Source organism: Hathewaya proteolytica DSM 3090, from assembly GCF_900142225.1.
GTDB classification, from domain to species: Bacteria; Bacillota; Clostridia; order Clostridiales; family Clostridiaceae; genus Hathewaya; species Hathewaya proteolytica.
In genome coordinates this window covers 213,878-232,368 of record NZ_FRAD01000003.1, presented here as the reverse complement: position 1 = coordinate 232,368, position 18,491 = coordinate 213,878, and the positions used below count along the sequence as shown (strand labels likewise).

Annotated in this window: 20 protein-coding genes; all 20 read left to right on the top strand. The window is 34.6% G+C overall.

What is annotated here, in order from left to right:
- The first annotated feature begins 52 nt into the window (after positions 1–52).
- The 20 genes from BUA73_RS01145 to yhbY all read left to right on the top strand — a co-directional run bounded on the left by BUA73_RS01145 (position 53) and on the right by yhbY (position 18,476).
- The gene (locus BUA73_RS01145) at positions 53–781 is read left to right on the top strand and encodes a hypothetical protein (RefSeq protein ID WP_072901375.1); all 729 of its coding nucleotides are present in this window, start codon (positions 53–55) and stop codon (positions 779–781) included.
- A 188-nt stretch (positions 782–969) separates the two neighbouring features.
- A complete protein-coding gene (locus tag BUA73_RS01140; protein ID WP_084671893.1) occupies positions 970–1,548 on the top strand; it encodes a Maf-like protein in 579 nt (192 codons plus the stop codon).
- 32 nt (positions 1,549–1,580) lie between these two features.
- Positions 1,581–2,249: a RadC family protein gene (gene radC / locus BUA73_RS01135; RefSeq protein ID WP_072901545.1), complete on the top strand. Its 669-nt coding sequence runs from the start codon at positions 1,581–1,583 to the stop codon at positions 2,247–2,249.
- An 18-nt stretch (positions 2,250–2,267) separates the two neighbouring features.
- Positions 2,268–3,284, top strand: coding sequence for a rod shape-determining protein (mreB, locus tag BUA73_RS01130; protein WP_072901543.1), 1,017 nt, complete (start codon positions 2,268–2,270; stop codon positions 3,282–3,284).
- Position 3,285: 1 nt separating this feature from the next.
- Positions 3,286–4,131 carry a rod shape-determining protein MreC gene (gene mreC, locus BUA73_RS01125; protein WP_072901371.1) on the top strand — a complete coding sequence of 282 codons (846 nt, stop codon included), beginning with the start codon at positions 3,286–3,288 and terminating at the stop codon, positions 4,129–4,131.
- 12 nt (positions 4,132–4,143) lie between these two features.
- Positions 4,144–4,635 carry a rod shape-determining protein MreD gene (mreD, locus tag BUA73_RS01120; RefSeq protein ID WP_072901369.1) on the top strand — a complete coding sequence of 164 codons (492 nt, stop codon included), beginning with the start codon at positions 4,144–4,146 and terminating at the stop codon, positions 4,633–4,635.
- A gap of 10 nt (positions 4,636–4,645) precedes the next feature.
- Complete coding sequence (locus BUA73_RS01115; protein WP_072901368.1) at positions 4,646–7,648, top strand: penicillin-binding transpeptidase domain-containing protein; 3,003 nt, start codon at positions 4,646–4,648, stop codon at positions 7,646–7,648.
- Between the two features lie 41 nt (positions 7,649–7,689).
- Entirely contained in the window at positions 7,690–8,325 is a 636-nt protein-coding gene (minC, locus tag BUA73_RS01110; RefSeq protein WP_072901365.1) for a septum site-determining protein MinC, read from the top strand.
- A gap of 33 nt (positions 8,326–8,358) precedes the next feature.
- A complete protein-coding gene (gene minD / locus BUA73_RS01105; RefSeq protein ID WP_072901363.1) occupies positions 8,359–9,153 on the top strand; it encodes a septum site-determining protein MinD in 795 nt (264 codons plus the stop codon).
- 14 nt (positions 9,154–9,167) lie between these two features.
- A complete protein-coding gene (gene minE, locus BUA73_RS01100; protein WP_072901361.1) occupies positions 9,168–9,434 on the top strand; it encodes a cell division topological specificity factor MinE in 267 nt (88 codons plus the stop codon).
- A gap of 72 nt (positions 9,435–9,506) precedes the next feature.
- Positions 9,507–10,604: a rod shape-determining protein RodA gene (gene rodA / locus BUA73_RS01095; protein WP_072901359.1), complete on the top strand. Its 1,098-nt coding sequence runs from the start codon at positions 9,507–9,509 to the stop codon at positions 10,602–10,604.
- Positions 10,605–10,820: 216 nt separating this feature from the next.
- Positions 10,821–11,600: a site-2 protease family protein gene (locus tag BUA73_RS01090; protein ID WP_072901355.1), complete on the top strand. Its 780-nt coding sequence runs from the start codon at positions 10,821–10,823 to the stop codon at positions 11,598–11,600.
- A 122-nt stretch (positions 11,601–11,722) separates the two neighbouring features.
- The gene (locus BUA73_RS01085) at positions 11,723–13,594 is read left to right on the top strand and encodes a TIGR03960 family B12-binding radical SAM protein (RefSeq protein ID WP_072901352.1); all 1,872 of its coding nucleotides are present in this window, start codon (positions 11,723–11,725) and stop codon (positions 13,592–13,594) included.
- A complete protein-coding gene (locus BUA73_RS01080) occupies positions 13,563–14,285 on the top strand; it encodes a TIGR03936 family radical SAM-associated protein (RefSeq protein ID WP_084671909.1) in 723 nt (240 codons plus the stop codon). Before BUA73_RS01085 ends, BUA73_RS01080 begins: the two co-directional genes overlap by 32 nt.
- A 20-nt stretch (positions 14,286–14,305) precedes the next feature.
- On the top strand, positions 14,306–15,688 hold the full coding sequence (locus BUA73_RS01075; protein ID WP_072901346.1) for a ribonuclease E/G: 1,383 nt from the start codon (positions 14,306–14,308) through the stop codon (positions 15,686–15,688).
- 130 nt (positions 15,689–15,818) lie between these two features.
- A complete protein-coding gene (gene rplU / locus BUA73_RS01070) occupies positions 15,819–16,130 on the top strand; it encodes a 50S ribosomal protein L21 (protein WP_072901344.1) in 312 nt (103 codons plus the stop codon).
- 5 nt (positions 16,131–16,135) lie between these two features.
- Positions 16,136–16,468: a ribosomal-processing cysteine protease Prp gene (locus BUA73_RS01065; protein WP_072901342.1), complete on the top strand. Its 333-nt coding sequence runs from the start codon at positions 16,136–16,138 to the stop codon at positions 16,466–16,468.
- 4 nt (positions 16,469–16,472) lie between these two features.
- Positions 16,473–16,781: a 50S ribosomal protein L27 gene (rpmA, locus tag BUA73_RS01060; RefSeq protein WP_072901340.1), complete on the top strand. Its 309-nt coding sequence runs from the start codon at positions 16,473–16,475 to the stop codon at positions 16,779–16,781.
- Between the two features lie 120 nt (positions 16,782–16,901).
- Entirely contained in the window at positions 16,902–18,179 is a 1,278-nt protein-coding gene (obgE, locus tag BUA73_RS01055) for a GTPase ObgE (protein WP_072901338.1), read from the top strand.
- 9 nt (positions 18,180–18,188) lie between these two features.
- Entirely contained in the window at positions 18,189–18,476 is a 288-nt protein-coding gene (gene yhbY, locus BUA73_RS01050; RefSeq protein ID WP_072901335.1) for a ribosome assembly RNA-binding protein YhbY, read from the top strand.
- Positions 18,477–18,491: the final 15 nt, after the last annotated feature.

Sequence of the window (18,491 nt, the reverse complement as noted above, 5' to 3'; positions counted from 1 at the left end):
AATCTAATATTGGTTTTAATTTTATAATGTTCAAATTAAAGGGGGAAGTGCAGTGGAAAATGAAAAATACAAAATAGTGGAGACTAATAACAAGTACAATAGTGCTATTAGGAAAAAGAAAAAAGATGGTGGTAAAAGTGGATTATTTTATTTTGTGGTGGTAATCCTTCTCGTGTCCATTGGGTACAACATATTTAGGAGCCTTAAAGTTAAAAACTTTGGGGGATTGGCAGTGGAAGATGTGTATAAAGGTGTAGAAACAAAAGTCGTAGATAAAAAGGCTATCCATGGTAATAATGCAGAGTTAATTGTAAAACAGTATGGTGTATTTACAAAAGAGGAGAATGCTGTGGAGTTCTTAAATAACAATAGAGAACTTTGCGGATATATGGTAAAAGATAAGGATTCGGTAAAAATCTTAGGTGAGATATACAGTAAAGATAAAATTGATGATTCTATGCTCCAAAATAAAAACTTTAACTATGTTAAGTTGGATTTGCGTTATAGTATTGAGGATAAAAATAACAAGTATACTTGGCTGATGATAGATGCACTTCTTCAAATTGCCAATGAATTCAGTAAAAGTAAAATAGAATCTATAAATACGTGGAAGATTAAAGCATGGGTTGACAGCATAGATTATAAACCCTATGATAAGGGAGTGTCTTCTAAAAATTTCGAGAGAACAAAAAACTACATAAAGGCTTTGCCAGAGGATGTCACTTCCAATAACTTAAGCGATATATATAAATTTGTATATGAGCTTGTAATTAGCAATTAAAAGTGTAGAAGTGTAATGGTTACTTAACAATTTTGTAACTAGAATGTTGGCAAAATAATATGTTAAATACTTGTTAATGGAATTATTAAATGATAAACTATATATGTGTGTACAATAACAGTGTTTGCTGTAATTAATGCTCACATTTTGTCGAAAAATAATACTATGAATTATTCAGGAGTGATATAGTGAATTATATATTAGCATCTGCTTCTCCTAGGAGAAGAGAATTATTATCATATATAGTAAAAGAGTTTTCTGTTATTTCAAGTGATTTTAATGAGAATGAAGTAAAATATACAAATAATCCAGAAGAATACGTAATGGATATAGCAGAAGGTAAGGCAATTAATGTATATGCAAATATGCAGATAAAAGAAAATAGTATTATAATATCCTGTGATACTATTGTATTATGTGATAATGAAGTATTAGGTAAACCTGGATGCGAAGAAGATGCGTTTTTTATGCTAAAAAAGTTGAGCGGAAAAACACACCGAGTATTTTCCGGGTTTGTTGTCTATAATACTAATACTGGGGAGATAATTAAAAAATCAGTGTGCACAGAGGTCCAATTTAAACAAATGTCTGATTGCGAGATTAAGGAGTACATAGACAAAGGTGAATCATTGGATAAGGCTGGTGCTTACGGCATCCAAGGTGCTGCAGCTATATATATAAAGGGCATACATGGATGTTATTACAATGTGGTGGGCTTGCCATTAAATGAATTATATGAGGTATTGAGAGGCATGGGGCAAATTTAGATAGGAGAGTTTTAAATTTGAAAATCTATAAAATGAAAGAATTGCCCGAGAATGAACGCCCAAGGGAAAGGCTTAGCCGATATGGTGCAGAATCCCTTTCCAATGCTGAGCTTTTATCAGTTATTCTTGGAACGGGAACAAAAAAGGAAAATATTTTAAATTTAAGCAGTAGAATTATTAAGGAATGCGGAGGTCTCAATGGACTTTTAAATGCAAGCTATGATGATTACATTAAGCTTTCAGGCATAGGCAATGCGAAGGCTTGCCAACTTATAGCTTTAGGAGAGTTGTCTAAGAGGTTTAAATCCTATAAATCCGGTGAAATCTGCAAAATTAATTGCCCTTCAGATGCAGCTCAATGCGTCATGGAGGAGATGCGTTATTTAAAACAAGAAGTTCTAAAAGTTTTATTTTTAGACGTTAAAAACAAGGTTATATTTGATAAAAATATAACGGTAGGTACATTGGATACCTCATTGGTACACCCGAGGGAAGTGTTTAGGGAAGCTATATCAAAAAATTCTGCTTCAATAATATTGGTACACAATCATCCTTCAGGGGATCCATCGCCTAGCAATGAGGACATAAATGTTACAAGAAGAATAGCTCAGTGCGGCGACGTGATAGGAATAAAGCTAACAGACCATATTATAATAGGTGATGGAATATTTGTTAGTTTAAAGGAGAAGCAAGTTATTTAAATGGGAGGTAACGGAAGAATGTCTTTTTTAGGAATGTCTAAGGACATGGGAATAGATTTAGGTACATCAAATACAGTCATATACGTTAAGGGAAAGGGGATCGTTCTTGAGGAACCTTCTGTAATTGCTATAAATAGAGATAATGGCAACATTCTCGCTGTGGGAAAAGAAGCAAAGGAAATGATCGGGAAAACTCCTGACAATATAATTACCATAAGGCCTATGAAGGGAGGAGTAATTGCAGATTACAATGCTACACAAAAGATGATTAGCTATTTTATAAAAAAGCTAAGTTTAAAATCTGTATTTACCAGTCCTAGAATAGTGGTTTGCTATCCTTCTTGCATAACTGAGGTGGAGAGAAATGCCATAGAAAATGCTACGAGGAATGCTGGAGCAAGAGATGTTTTTCTTCTTGAAGAACCTAGAGCAGCTGCCATTGGAGCAGATCTTCCCATAGGAGAACCTACAGGTTGTATGGTGGTGGGTATAGGAGGAGGTACTACTGAAATTGCAGTTTTATCTTTGGGAGGCATTGTTACAAGTCAATCCATAAGGGTTGCTGGGGATGAATTTGATAACAGCATAATTGTATACATGAGAAGAGAATACAATCTTGCCATCGGAGAAAAAACTGCTGAAGAAATAAAGATAAATATAGGTTGTGTGCGCCTTTCAGAAGATGGAGAGTTAAAGAGCATGAAGATAAAGGGAAGAGATCTTTTAACGGGCCTTCCAAAATACATATTTGTAACGGAAAAGGATGTGGAGCAGGCGCTAAGAGAATCTGTTCACGTTATATTGGATGCTATAAAATACACTTTAGAGAAGACACCGCCAGAACTATCTGCTGATGTTATGAGGAGAGGAATAACTCTTACTGGTGGAGGTGCTATGCTTAAGGGCCTTGACAAAATAATAGAGGAAAGTACCCACGTACCTGTACATGTGGCGGAAAAGCCTCTTGAATGTGTGGCATTAGGTGCAGGTAAGGCACTACAAAATATAAATATAATACATAAGAGCAGGAAATAAAATGAAATTTATAAAGAAACATAAATTTATAATAATAATAGTAGGGTTATGTGCAGGCTTTTTTGGGCTTCTTATATATAGTTCAAAGTCCAACAGTATAAACTCAGTGCAAAACGGTGTAGGAGTAGTACTAAATCCAATACAAAAATTCTTTTACAGCGTAAACACAAAGGTGAAAAATTTTGGAGAGTTTGTCTTTAGTTTTTCCAATGTTAAAGAGGAAAATGAAAGATTAAAAAAAGAAAATAATCAATTGAAAAAATCCTTGACCGACTACAATAATGCAAAAAAAGAGAATAGCGAGCTTAGAAAACTGCTAAATTATGCTGAATCAAACTCGGAGTATAAATACATTTGCTCTGATATAGTGGGCATGGGCGGTGAAAGTTATGTAGATGGTTATACCATAAACAAGGGTAGCAAGGATGGAATAAAAAAGAGGATGATTGCTGTTACTGATGAAGGCTTAGTAGGGCAGGTGGTAAGTGTGGGAAGAAACTGGTCTATAATTCAAACCTTAGGAAATGAAAATATTTGCGTGGCAGCTTTCAATGAAAGATCCAATGAAACCAATGGAATAGTGAAGGGTTACAGAGAGAATGATGAACCTGTGACTACCATGGAAACTTCTAATTTGGACTCGGACATTCTTAAAGGAGATAAGATAATTACTTCAGGATTGGGCGGTATATACCCTAAGGGAATATCTATTGGACAGGTTACAGAAGTCGTAGAGGATAAAAGCAGTTTTATTAAATATGGGGTAATTAAACCCTCTGTGGATATGAGTAAGTTAGAAAAGGTTCTCATAGTAGTTCCAAATGATTTAAGAGAGGTAAAATATTAGGGTGATATAGTTATGAAAAAAAATATCATAATTGTTTTCATTATGGTGCTGCTTTTAATTGTGGATAATAGTATACTTCCCTTTCTTAGTATAAGGGGCTATTATCCAAGCTTATTATTAGTTTTTACTATTTTTATAGCTTTGCTTAGTGAAAAAAATGAGGCCGTATTATTTGGCGTATCATCGGGTATACTGCAGGATATTTATTTTAATGGCATAATGGGGATAAATGGCATATCTAATTTATTGATATGTCTATTGTCTTACTATGTGGGGCGGTCTATTTTTAAGGAGAAGTACGTAATGCCTACACTTACATGCCTTATACTGAGTTTAATTAAAGGATGTATTGTATTTCTTATTGGCATGGCTGTGGGTATGAAAGTTCAGTATAAAAACATATTTGTTGTTGCTTTATACAATTATGTTATAGCTCTTGCTACATATAAATTAATCTACAAACTTTATATAGTTAAAAGCGAAAAAAATTATTGGAAATATTAGGTGAGCATAAATGAAAAACAGAAAAAAGAAAAAAAAGCAATTTAATAGGTATACAACTTTTGTGATTATTATGATTTTCATCTTTGGTGCCATTATATCAAAAACCTTTTATCTTCAAATAATAAGAGGCCCTTATTATAGCGCCAAGGCAAGTAATAGAAGTCATAGTATGCTTACAACTGCTGCGCCAAGGGGAGAAATCTTTGATATAAATGGTGAACTTTTGGCAACTAATCGTCAGAGCTATACTCTAATGTTCAACAATACGGAAGAGAGTTTAGATAAATTTTATGATACTATAGATAAGGTTTACAGCATATTAGAGGAACATGATGAAAGTATAGATGACGACTTTCCACTGAAAGTAAACCCAGTTCGCTTTGAATTCAACGCTAGCAGTGAAGAAAGTTTAAAATGGCTTGAAAACAGATTTAAAAAAGATAGGGATATTCATGTAGAGATAACTAGAAAAACATATGAAGATAAAAAATATTCCGAACTTAATGAGGAACAGAAAAAAGTGATTGAAGATAAGTTGAGCAAGTTTACAGCTGAGGAGACTTTCAATTACATGATTTGTCAAGATGGTTATAGGATTTACGATGTGGTTAAAAAGGATTATATAGATGAAAGCTGGAAAATGCAATCCGACAAAAGTATGGGGGAAGAGCAGGGAAAAAATGAGATTGCAAAGTATTGGAACAAGTTAAAAAAAGAAGAAAAACTAAATTATCTTAAGAGTAAATACGATGATGAATCTATAAGAAAGTATCTTATAATAAAGGATAAAATAAAAATGCATTCTTTTTCTAACAATAGCTTGGCCAACGATGGTACAACATTGGCTAGTGATCTTCCAAAAGAAGTGGCATACGTATTTGAACAGCTTCAAACTGAACTTCCTGGTATAAGCATATCAAAACAACCTATAAGAGAATACCCTAATGGAGAATTGGGCTCATCTTTTATTGGATATATTAGAAAAATTAATTCTTATGAAAAGGGCAAGTACGAGGAAAAAGGCTACAATGCTTATACTGATTATATTGGGGCTGCGGGAATTGAAAAGGAATATGAGGATATTCTAGCAGGTAACAAAGGACAATTAAGCGTGGAAAAAAACAAATTGGGTAGAGCTAGTAAGACTTTAGGAGAACAGGTGGCATACCCAGGTAGTAGCATACAGCTTACCATTGATAAAAACTTGCAGGCTGTTGCAGAAAAAGCTTTAGACGATGAATTGGAGATTTTAAGAAAGTTAGGCAACCTTAAACCTGATGGCAGGGTAGATGATGCCAATAAAACCAATGCTACAAGAGGAGCAGCCGTCGTTCAGGATGTAAACACGGGAGCTGTTTTAGCTTTAGTTAGTAGACCGGGATACGATCCTAACATATTCACCACTGGTCAGTTGTCTCCAGAGGATTATGAGAGGTACTTTAATCCTGATTTAGAGAAGTTCGGAAGAGAATATATAAAAAATAGTGGGCTTTTAAAATTGACTACTTTTGCAGATGAAGATATATCTGCTTTAGATAACAATAAAAAGATGGAATATCTTTTAAATAAAATTTTCCCTATCGACAAGCGAATACCAAATAATACAACGGTAAGGGAAGATTTATATGACTTGTATCCAAAACCATTCTATAATTACGCTACTAAATCATTGATTCCTCCAGGATCTACCTTTAAGCCAGTTACTGGATTGGCAGGTCTTGAAGAGGGAGTTATAACACCAAGCACAAGGATATATGATGCAGGTCCCTACAACAAAAGATATAAACAGTTCCAGGGTGCCAGTTGGATGTATAACTTGTATAGAGGGTCTCACGGTTCTCAAAATCTAGCCGAAGCTCTTAGGGATTCCAACAACTACTATATGTATGAGGTGGCTGATAGGCTTTTTGAAAAGGGTGGAGTGGAGACAAAAGAAGGTCTTAATGGCCTTGCAAAGTATGCATGGAAACTTGGTCTTGGGGCTGACCCAGATACAGATCCTGTTTATTCTACAGGCATAGAAATCGATGAGAGTTTTGGTCAGGTTTATAACTATGAATCTGGAAAGACAAGACTTTCTGTTATGATCACCCAGAGCTTGTACGATTACCTTAAAAAAGGAAAGGCATCTATTGCAGGGATAACGTATAAAGGCATCGATATTATACCTTACAACAATGAAAGTGAAAAAATAAATAAGATAAAAGTAGAACTTACAAATGCCATCAAAGCAGAGATGGCTAGCAATAAAAATGGGTATGTAAGTCCAAAGATAAAAGAATTACTTAAGAGTCTCATCGATGCTTCACCAGAACTTAAGAAGAATAATTACAGTGAAAAGGATATAAGCAACATGATGGAGGCTATTCAAAGTTCTGTAAATGATGCAAGAAATGAAATTAAAAGTGGAGCTAATGCTTACAATGCATCTATTGGGCAGGGACTTAATTCCTTTACTCCTCTGCAACTTTCCAATTACGTAGCTACTCTTGTAAATGGGGGTATCAAATACAAGGTTCACATTGTAAATAAGATAATGGATCCTGATGGAAATGTGCTAAAAGATTATTCAAAGGAACCACAAATTCTTTCAAGGGCTGACTTCAATAAAGGAAATGTGGAAGAGGTTAAAAAGGGTATGAAGGATGTTACCAGCGATGGAGGTACAGCATCTACAGCTTTTAAGAACTTCCCTATTCATTCAGGAGGTAAAACTGGTTCTGCTACATACAATGTAAAACAGGACGAAATTGGAAGAACCGCTTATGGAAATTTCGTAGGGTTTGCTCCTTATGAAAAGCCTGAAATAGCTGTGTCTGTTGTTTTATTTGACGGTGGACACGGAGGATATGCGGCTGAAGTTGCAAAGGCAATTTATGAGGAATACTTTAAAGAAGATATTTATAAGCTTAAACCATCTTATAAATTTAAGTATCCTGATCTTGGAAAGCAGTTAGCAAAAGAGAATGTTGATGATAAGGTAAATAGTAAAAAAACTGGGGGAGTGGACTAGATAAAATTTGGGTCAATTACCATGTGATATTGGAGGAAAATATGAGTGAAGAAAATATTCTGGTAAAAGGTAATAGGGATGGATTGAACATAATAATCAATATGGATGGTTTTAGTGATTTTCAGCAAATGTGCAATGAGTTGCTAAACAGACTGTATGCAGGAAAGAATTTTTACAAGGGAAGTTCCATAAAGATAACCACTCAATTTTCATGTATAAACAACTTTCAAATGAGTAAACTAAAAGATATTTTATTTGATGAACTAATGATTAAAGATGTTATTTTTGAGGACAAAAACAGAAGCGAAAAAGAAGATAGTTTTAATGGTGTGGTAGAGGGAAGAACAAAATTTATAAATAAAAGTATAAGAAGTGGGCAAGTAGTTGATTACTCAGGGAATATAGTTATCATCGGTGATGTAAATCCAGGGGCTGAAGTCAGTGCCAGCGGTAATGTTATTATTATGGGTGCCTTAAAGGGTATAGTTCATGCCGGAAATAATGGCAATATGGAAGCCATAATAAGCGCAATTCAATTGCAACCTCAGATAATGAGCATTGGAAATATAATTACTAGAGCCCCTGAAGAGGATGAAAGACCTTCTTATGCAGAGGTAGCAAGAATAAAAAATGATATGATCATTGTAGAGCCTTATTCGCCAGAAAAGTTCTTATAATTGATAAATAATGTACTAGAGGAGGAAATGTATATGGGAGAAAGTATTGTGGTAACATCGGGAAAAGGTGGAGTAGGTAAAACTACTACAACGGCAAATATAGGAACAGCTTTGGCATCACTAGGTAAGAAAGTTGTGGTGGTTGATGGAGATACTGGACTTAGAAATCTTGATGTACTTATGGGCTTGGAGAACAGAATAGTCTTTAATATACTTGACGTAATTGAGGGAAGGTGTCTTCTTAGAAAGGCCCTAATAAAGGACAAGAGGTTTGATGGTCTGTTTTTACTTCCAACAGCTCAGTGCAGGGATAAAGATGACATTGCTCAAGAGCAGATGTTGAAAATTGTAAATGAACTTAAGGAAGAATTTGATTATGTTTTGATTGATTGTCCTGCGGGCATTGAACAAGGCTTTGAAAACTCCATAGCTGGAGCTAACAGGGCGCTTGTGGTGGTAAATCCTGAGATAACTTCCATAAGGGATGCAGATAGGGTCATAGGAAAATTAGATGCTAGGGGAGTTTCAGATCATAGCGTCATTGTAAATAGGATAAATTTCGAAATGTCTCAAAATGGTGATATGCTGGGCATAGAGGATATAGTTGATTGCCTTGCAGTGAAACTCATCGGAGTAGTGCCAGAGGATAGAGGTGTTACTGTTTCAACCAATAAAGGTGAACCCATTGTATTGTCAAATGAAACAAATGCGGGAATTGCATTTATGAATATAGCAAAGCGCATTACAGGAGAAGATATTCCAATACATAGATTTGATAATGGCAAAACTGGATTTTGGGAAACTATAAAGAAAATATTTAAAAAATAGGAGGAAGAGTTTCTATGGATTTATCAAAATTTTTCTCGTCGAGATCTTCAGGTTCGAAAGGCACAGCTTCAAATAGATTAAAACTGATTCTGATTCACGATAGGGCAAACGTGTCTCCAGAGCTTATAAATAGAATAAAAGAAGATTTGCTTGACGTAATTTCAAAATATGTGGTTATAGATACGGATGAATTAGATGTAAAGGTTGCTAAAACCGAAGAAATAGAAGGCGGTTCTCCAGCTCTTATTGCCAGTATTCCTATAAAGTCTATAAAAGACTAAGTTATAGCTGCTTTAAAATAGTATTTTACCTTATTATAATTTGGCAGTGGCAGTGTTAGGAGGAAGTTTTTAATGTTAGAGTTTATTAAAATGGATAAGAAATCGTGGAAGAGAGTGGATTATCCCATACTTTTGTGTACAATTGCCATTGTTTTAATAGGAATAGCTTGTATATATAGCATTATAGGTAGGGATAATGCTCAAAAACAGCTAGTATGGCTTTGCTTATCTTTATTTGTCATATTTTTTGTAATGAATATAGATTATAAAATAATATGTAATTATGCAGATATTTTCTATTGGATTACAGTAGCCATGCTACTTTATACTAGGTTTTTTGGAAGGGTGGTAAAGGGTGCAAGAGGTTGGATATTTATTGGTGGATTTTCCATCCAACCTGCCGAATTAGCTAAGGTAGCTATCATCATCATTCTAGCAAAAAAACTAGAGGAAATGGAGAGCAATGTAAATAACCTAAAGAATTTTTCTATATTAGCTATGTATTGCTTTATTCCTATGCTTTTAATTGTTTTGCAACCTGATATGGGCATGACTTTGGTTTGCTTTTTTATCGTCTTGGGTATTTTTTATTCAGCTGGGCTAAACAAAAAAGTTATATATGTGGGCTTGGTTAGTATGGTGCTTTTAGTAACTGTTGTATGGTTCTCGAATTTGATGCAGCCTCACTGGAAGGCAAGGCTCATTTCTTTCCTTAACCCAGAGAAGTACATGCAAGATTCTGGCTATCAAGTAATGCAAGCTTTAATTGCCATAGGCTCGGGAGAATTATTTGGCAGTGGTTTCATGAAGGGAACCCAAGTTGCCTACGTGCCTGAGGCCCACACAGATTGCATAATAGCTGCCTATGGTGAGCAGTGGGGATTTTTGGGCATTGTTATGCTGATGTTTTTGTATGGGCTTGTGATATACAGAGCTATAAAAATAGCTAGTAATTCCAGGGATATAATGGGCAGTGTCATAACCATAGGGGTTGTGTCATACCTTCTTTTTTCTTTGATACAAAACATAGGCATGAACATAAGTTTAATGCCTGTAACAGGGATCACCTTGCCATTCTTCAGTTATGGCGGTAGTTCCCTTCTTACAAACTTTATATCCCTTGGACTTGTGCTCAATGTGGGAATGCACAACGAACGGTTTAGCATTTAAGATTTAATTTTTAAAAGAAGAGGTACTCCATGTTTTATGGGTATCTCTTTTTTGCGGAAAAAATTTAAAGTAATAATATGAACTGATATTCAATATACTTATATAGAGTTTACACAAGAGTAATATGAATATGAAAGGAAGGACAATACTATAGAAATTCTAGTTAAAATTATATTTATTTATCTTCCTATTGTGCTTTTTTTCAAAATAAAGACTATGTTTTTATTGTCTCTAATTTTTGTTACTATACACGAATGCATTCATTATATAGTGGGGAGGCTTCTCAGTTTTAAAAATTTAAATATGCAGGTTATGCCCTTTGGTGCAGTGTTAAATATAAGGGATTTAGATACTGCTACAGCTATGGAAGAATATTTAATAACTGTTGCAGGACCCATGAGCAATATAATTCTATGCACAATTTTTATTGTGCTATATAAAATAAATAAGCTACCCTTATTTTATGATATGGCCCTTTGTAATTGGACTTTGGGTTTTATAAACATAATTCCGGCATTCCCTTTGGATGGTGGCAGGATACTAAGAATACTACTTAATAAAAGATATGTATATAAACATGCTTGTGAAATAGCTTTGAATGTGAGCATAATGGTGGGAATGCTCTTAAGTTTCATGTACTTTTATGCATATTATAGAGGTAAGGTTTCCTTGAGTCTTAGTGTAGGGAGTATAGCCATATTTATAATTTATGGAGCTATAAAAGAAAAGGAGAGAATTCAATATATAATTATGAGTGACCTAATGAAGAAAAGAACAGGCTTTATTAAAAAGGGTTATATGGAAACAAGGGTTATTGCTATTCATTACAAAAAAAGTCTTTTGAGCACATTGAACTTAATTGATAAAAGCAAGTACAATGTTTTTTATGTTCTAAATGATGAGCTGTGTGTGCTGGATATTGTTTTTGAAGGAGATGTATTGGAGACGTTAAAAGAAAAAGGTGATCTTACCTTTGAAGAATATATTAATTTGTAGTAGGCTGTGGTGGCGAATTCCTTCCACAGTCTTTTTCTTTGTCTTTGCATTTTCAAAAAATAATTTGTAAAAACTCCATAATATGATACAATAAAATAATGTAAACTGGAGGAGGCGAAGTGATGAATAAAATTACTGATAGTATATTGTCTAGAGTGGAAAAACCAGCTAGATACACAGGTGGAGAATTTAATTCCATTATGAAAGATATAGATAATGTGAGTATAAGATTTGCTTTTTGTTTCCCTGATGTGTATGAAGTAGGCATGTCACATTTGGGAAGTAAAATTCTTTATCATACATTGAATCAACGAGAGGACACTTTTTGCGAAAGGTGCTATGCGCCTTGGCCTGATATGGAAAAAGAGTTAAGGGAAAATAATATTCCTTTGTTTACTCTTGAGACAAAGGACAGTCTTAAGGATTTTAATATTATTGCATTTACATTGCAATATGAAATGAGTTACACTAATGTGTTAAACATGCTTACCATGGCAGGAATTCCAATTTTATCAGAGCAAAGAGGAGAAAACGATCCCCTTGTGTTCTTTGGAGGTCCATGTGCATATAATCCAGAACCTTTGTATAAGATTGCAGATTTCTTTGCCTTAGGTGAGGGTGAAGAGGAATTGAATGATGTTTTGGATTTGTACAATAAATATAGAGATGAAAATCAGGATAAAGCTTGGTTCTTAAGAGAAGCAGCTAAAATACCTGGAATCTATGTTCCTTCTTTATATGATGTGGAGTATCATGAGGACAATACCATAAAATCTTTCAAACCTAGGTATAGTGATGTGCCTGAAAAGATAAAAAAACGTATTATATCCAAGCTTGATAAGGTTGATTTCCCAGATAAATTGCTTGTTCCATATACGGAAATTGTCCATGACAGAGTTACTTTAGAAGCTTTTAGAGGATGTACAAGAGGATGCCGTTTTTGTCAGGCTGGCATGATATATAGGCCTGTTAGAGAGAAGTCCACAGAGACCTTGGTAGAGCAGGCAGGTAAACTAATAAAGGCCACGGGCTACGATGATGTATCTTTAATTTCTTTGAGTATATGTGACTATTCCAATATACAGGAATTAATAAAGCAGCTTACTGAAAAATATGGCAGCGAAAAGGTGGGTGTATCTCTTCCATCAATAAGAATAGACTCTTTATTTGTAGATGTTTTAAATGAGATACAGAAGGTAAGGAAAACAGGACTTACTCTGGCACCAGAAGCGGGAACTCAGAGAATGAGGGACATCATAAACAAAGGTGTTTCTGAAGAGGATCTTATAAATTCAGTTCATACAGCTTTTACTCAGGGCTGGGCTACTATAAAGCTTTATTTCATGGTGGGACTTCCATATGAAACTAGAGAAGACGTTTTAGGTATTGCAGACCTTGGACAAAAGGTTGTGGAGGAATACTTTAAGGTTCCTAAAAATGTGAGAAAAAAAGGTTTAAGGGTTACTATTAGCTCTGCCATTTTCGTTCCAAAGCCTTTTACACCATTTCAGTGGGCTGCTCAGGACAGGATGGAAGATGTGCAGTTAAAAATCGGAGATCTTAAAAGAAATATTAAAAGCAAGGCCATATCATATAATTGGCATGAATCACCTGTAAGCTTTATGGAGGCAGTAATAGCGAGAGGCGATAGAAGAATATGTGATGTCATAATAAAGGCACACGAAAAGGGTGCTAAATTTGATGGCTGGCATGAATATTTCGATTATGAAATCTGGCAAGAAGCATTTAAAGAGTGTGGAGTGGACCCAGAATTTTATGCATATAGGAATCGTTCATACGATGAAATCCTTCCATGGGATTTTATAGATATTGGAGTTACAAAGGAGTTTCTTATAAAGGAAAACGAAAAGGCTAAAAATGGAGAGGTTACTCCTGATTGTAGACAACAATGTGTTAACTGTGGAGTAAATAAAAGTTTTAAAGAAGGGAAGTGTTTTGAAGGTGCGATATTTAATCAAATACACAAAGCATAGTAGCATAAAGTTTATATCACATCTTGATCTTATGAGGACTATTCACAGAGTCATACGTAGGTCTGGCATAGATGTAGAATACTCTAAGGGTTACAATCCCCATATTTCCCTATCCATCGCACAGCCTCTTGCTGTGGGAGTGTATTCTGAGGGTGAATACTTGGATCTTATAATGAATACAGAAATTGATGAAGATGAGATCATAAGAGTTCTAAATGAAAATTCTCCTATGGGTGTAAAGTTTCTTGAAGCTGTGAAGTTATACAAGGTAGAGGGTCGAAAGATTATGCAGTCTATGGCAGCTATCGATGGGGCTCTATACACTATTTCCTTTGCACTTAAGGACAAAGAAAATACTATAAAATCCATGGACTCTCTTATAGACAATGGAAATTGGGAGATTCTTAAAACCACTAAAAATAGCGAAAAAGTGGTGAACATCCGAAAATATGTCAAGGAAATAAAGTATTGGGAAAAGGATAATAAACTTGTTATAAGAGCACTTGTTAGCTGTGGCTCTAGAGAAAACTTATCTCCTCAATTGCTAAGCCAGCTTATCATAAGAGAGGTAGAAGGAATAGATAGTCACGAATTCATAGATATAAAGAGGGAAGAACTATATGTTTTGAAGGATGAAAAATATATTCCTCTTGGAGAGTATTTTAAAAGTGCCTATGGTAAAAACCAATAATACATACAAGTGGTGAGAAAATGTATACTATTTATGTTGAAAAGACTGCTGAATACCTTAGAATAGCAGAAATTAATATGGAAAGTGATATTAGCAGGTTCTATATAAGTGAAAATTTAAGTGAACCCATGGTTGGAAGTATATATTTAGGTAGAATTGAAAATGAAGCAAACCTTATGGGCGGATATTATGTAAATATTGGCAGTGAAAAGAGCTGCTATTTGCCAAAAAATAAAGCTCACAAAGCATTTAAAATAGGTGAAAACCTGGTGGTTGAAATTCTTAAAGAGCAGATTGGAAACAAGGGTGCTGTGTGTACTTCTAAGATCACCATAGGTGGAAACCTAGTGGTGGTAAGTCGAGGAAAAGGTAAAAAGCTGTTTTCAAAAAAAATAAGAAAAAAAGAATTTCGGGAAAGCTATGAAGATTTTTATGTGGATAAAAATATAGACCTTGTTTTCAGAAAGAATTCCGAGAAAGCTTCAAAAGAAGAAGTTACCTTAGAATATGAAAAGCTATTAGAAAAATTTCACAGTGTATTGAGAAAAGAAAAATACAGTTTGAATGTGGGGTTAATATATGAGGGGCCAGGTATAGTGGGGGAAGTTTTTTCGGAAATTCATCAAGGGGAAGAATACAATGTAATTGTAAATGACAAAACTGTTTATGAGGTTATAGAAAATAAACTTCTTACTTTACCTAAAAATATAAAGAAAAATATTAACTTGAAGATGGATGAAGTCTATCCCCTATTTTATAAATACAATTTGGAGAATATGATTCTAAGGTTTGGAAATCGCAGGATATGTTTACCTTCAGGGGCTGAAATAGTGGTGGATAGAAAAGAAGCACTCACTGTAATAGACATAAATTCTGGGTGTCACCATGGAAAAAGCAATCACGCTGTGAACATGGAATGTGCGGAGTTTATCCCAAAGATTATAATGAGCAGAAATTTAAGTGGTATCATCATAGTGGATTTTATAAATACAGATACCCAATTAAATAAAGAAGAAATTGTAAGGACAATAAAAAATGGTTTTTACATGGATAGAAACAAGGTAGAGGTAAAAGAATTTAACGAATTGTCACTTCTAAATATAACTAGAGAGCGCCGAGGAAAAAGTTTGTTTGAACACCTTAATTGCAGATTTGAAAATAAGCTTTGTTCCGTGAATTTACTTAAAGCAGAATACCTTATGTTTCTTATAAAAAACAGGCTTATATTTGAAGACTATGAAGCTAAGGACAATATAACCTTAGAAATTCCAAGTATTTATGAAAGCTGCTTTCCAGAATTTATTCATGATATAAATGAATACATAAAGAGCTGTGGATGCAAAGTTTCAGTGGAATACAATAACTCTATAGAAGATTTTAGAATTCTCAAGAATATTGAATGAAAAAATAAAAAAATCTTTACAACAACCATTATTATGTGATACAATGGCTTTTGTAGGCCGCACACAATGGTTTAAATCATTTGTAAAAATGTACCTAAGTGGCGAGATTGGATAGAGGAGGTGCTTTCGTATGTACGCAATAATTGCAACTGGTGGTAAGCAGTATAAAGTTCAGGAGGGAGACGTAATATTCGTTGAAAAACTGAACGCTGAAGTTGAAACTTCTGTTGAATTAAACGAGGTTTTAGCAGTAGGCAAGGAAGATGGCTTAGTATTAGGAAAACCTGTTGTTGAAGGTGCTAAAGTCGTTGCTAAAGTTTTAGAGCAGGGAAAAGCAAAAAAGGTTATAGTATTCAAATACAAACCTAAAAAAGACTTCAGAAAGAAAAATGGACACAGACAGATGTATACTAAACTTCAGATTGAAAAAATCGAAGCATAATATATATGATTACTGCAAAGTTTTTTAAGAGAGAAGATAAAATATTAGGTTTTCAGATATCGGGACACGCAGGTTATGCTGAATGTGGCCATGATATTGTGTGTAGTGCAGTTTCTACACTTGGTTATACCTTTTTAAATGGTATAACAGATGTTTTATCTATCAAGCCTGAATATGAAATTAAAGATGATGACGGGTTTATGAGAATGAGTTTTAAAGATAGTTCTAAAGAGGATATAATTAAAGCCCAAGTTCTTATGCAAACCATGTTGTTAGGAATGGAAAATTTAAAAATATTGTACGGTGATTACATAAAGGTAGTTAAAGAGGAGGTGTAATACCATGTTATTGATGAACCTTCAGTTATTTGCTCATAAAAAAGGAGTAGGTAGCTCAAAAAACGGTAGAGATAGTGAATCAAAAAGACTAGGTGCTAAGCGTGCTGATGGTCAGTTTGTTCTTGCTGGAAACATCCTTGTAAGACAGAGAGGAACAAAAATTCATCCAGGTCTTAACGTAGGCATTGGTGGAGATGATACCTTGTATGCAAAGGTTGATGGAATATTAAAATTCGAAAGACTTGGAAAAGATAAGAAAAAAGCAAGCGTTTACCCAGTTGAAGTGGAACTAGTTGAAGAAGTAGCTGAGTAGATTATAATGAAAGCACCCAAGATAATGGGTGCTTTTTTTAAAAGTAGGGTATTGTTTGAGTAATTAATCTATAAAAGGCAATAATATAATTATAGATTATACATAAAGGTGAGTGAAGTTATGTTTATTGATAAAGCGCGGATATTTGTTAAATCAGGTGACGGTGGAGATGGCTCTATACATTTTAGACGAGAAAAGTATGTTGCTTTAGGAGGCCCAGACGGTGGAGATGGCGGCAAGGGTGGTTCGGTTATACTTGTGGCTACCAACGATATGACAACCCTAATGGACTTTACATATAAGAAAAAGTATGTGGCAGAAAGAGGCGAGAACGGATCAGGTTCAAAATGCTATGGTAAAGATGGCCAAAATGTTATAATAAAAGTTCCTACAGGAACAGTTGTAATAGATTACGATACAAACAAAATTATGGCAGACCTTGCCCACCATGGTGATCAGTGTGTTGTAGTTCGTGGTGGAAAAGGCGGAAAAGGAAATGCGAAATTTGCAACACCTACAAGGCAAGCTCCAGAGTTTGCAGAGCCAGGTATGCCAGGTGAAGAGAGATACATAAAGCTTGAACTTAAATTATTGGCGGATGTTGGACTTATTGGCTTCCCTAATGTGGGAAAATCCACTTTATTATCTGTGGTATCAAAGGCCAGACCAAAGATAGCCAACTACCATTTTACAACATTAAAGCCTAACCTTGGCGTTGTAGATATGAAGGGCATAGAGAGCTTTGTAATAGCTGATATACCAGGACTTATAGAAGGTGCGGCAGAAGGTGTAGGCCTTGGAATAGAATTTTTAAAGCACGTAGAGAGAACAAGGGTTCTTATTCATGTGGTGGATTTATCTGGACTTGAGGGACGAGATCCCATTGAGGACGTAATTAAAATAAATGATGAATTAAAAAAATACAGTGAAAAACTTTCAAAAAGACCTCAAATCATTGTGGCAAATAAAGCAGATCTTATATATGATGATGGAACCTTTTATGACTTTGAAGCAAAAGTTAAGGAAATGGGATATGACAAAGTATTTAAGATGTCTGCAGCAACGGGTCAAGGTGTGGAGGATATTATGAAAGCTTGTGCACAATTATTATCCACTATACCAATTGAGGAACTCGAGATTGATGAGGAAGATAGATTTATTGAAGAGCAAAAATCATTTACTTATGAAATTGATTCTTCAAATGAAGGTTTATTTATTATTTCTGGGTCCTTCGTTGATAGATTGCTTCAAGCTGTAAATGTCAATGATGCAGATTCTCTTAGGTATTTCCACAAGGTGCTAAGAAACAAGGGAATACTGGATGAACTGAAGGAGCTTGGAGTTAAACAAGGCGATATGATAAGAGTAAATGATTTTGAATTTGAGTACATTATTTAGGAGGGAAAGATGATAACATCTAAACAAAGAGCTACATTAAGGGCTTTAGCCAATACTATGGAACCAATATTCCAGGTTGGAAAGCTGGGTATAGAAGAGAATTTTATATGTCAAATTGATAGCGCTCTTGAAGCTAGAGAGCTGATAAAAGTAAAAGTATTAGAAAACAGTGGTCTCACTGCTAGAGAGGCAAGTGAAATACTTTGTGATGAACTTAAATGTGAAGGAGTTCAGATAATAGGAAATAAAATCGTCATATACAGAAAATCACAAAAGAAGCCTAAAATTGAAATATAAGTTTCCAATATAGGA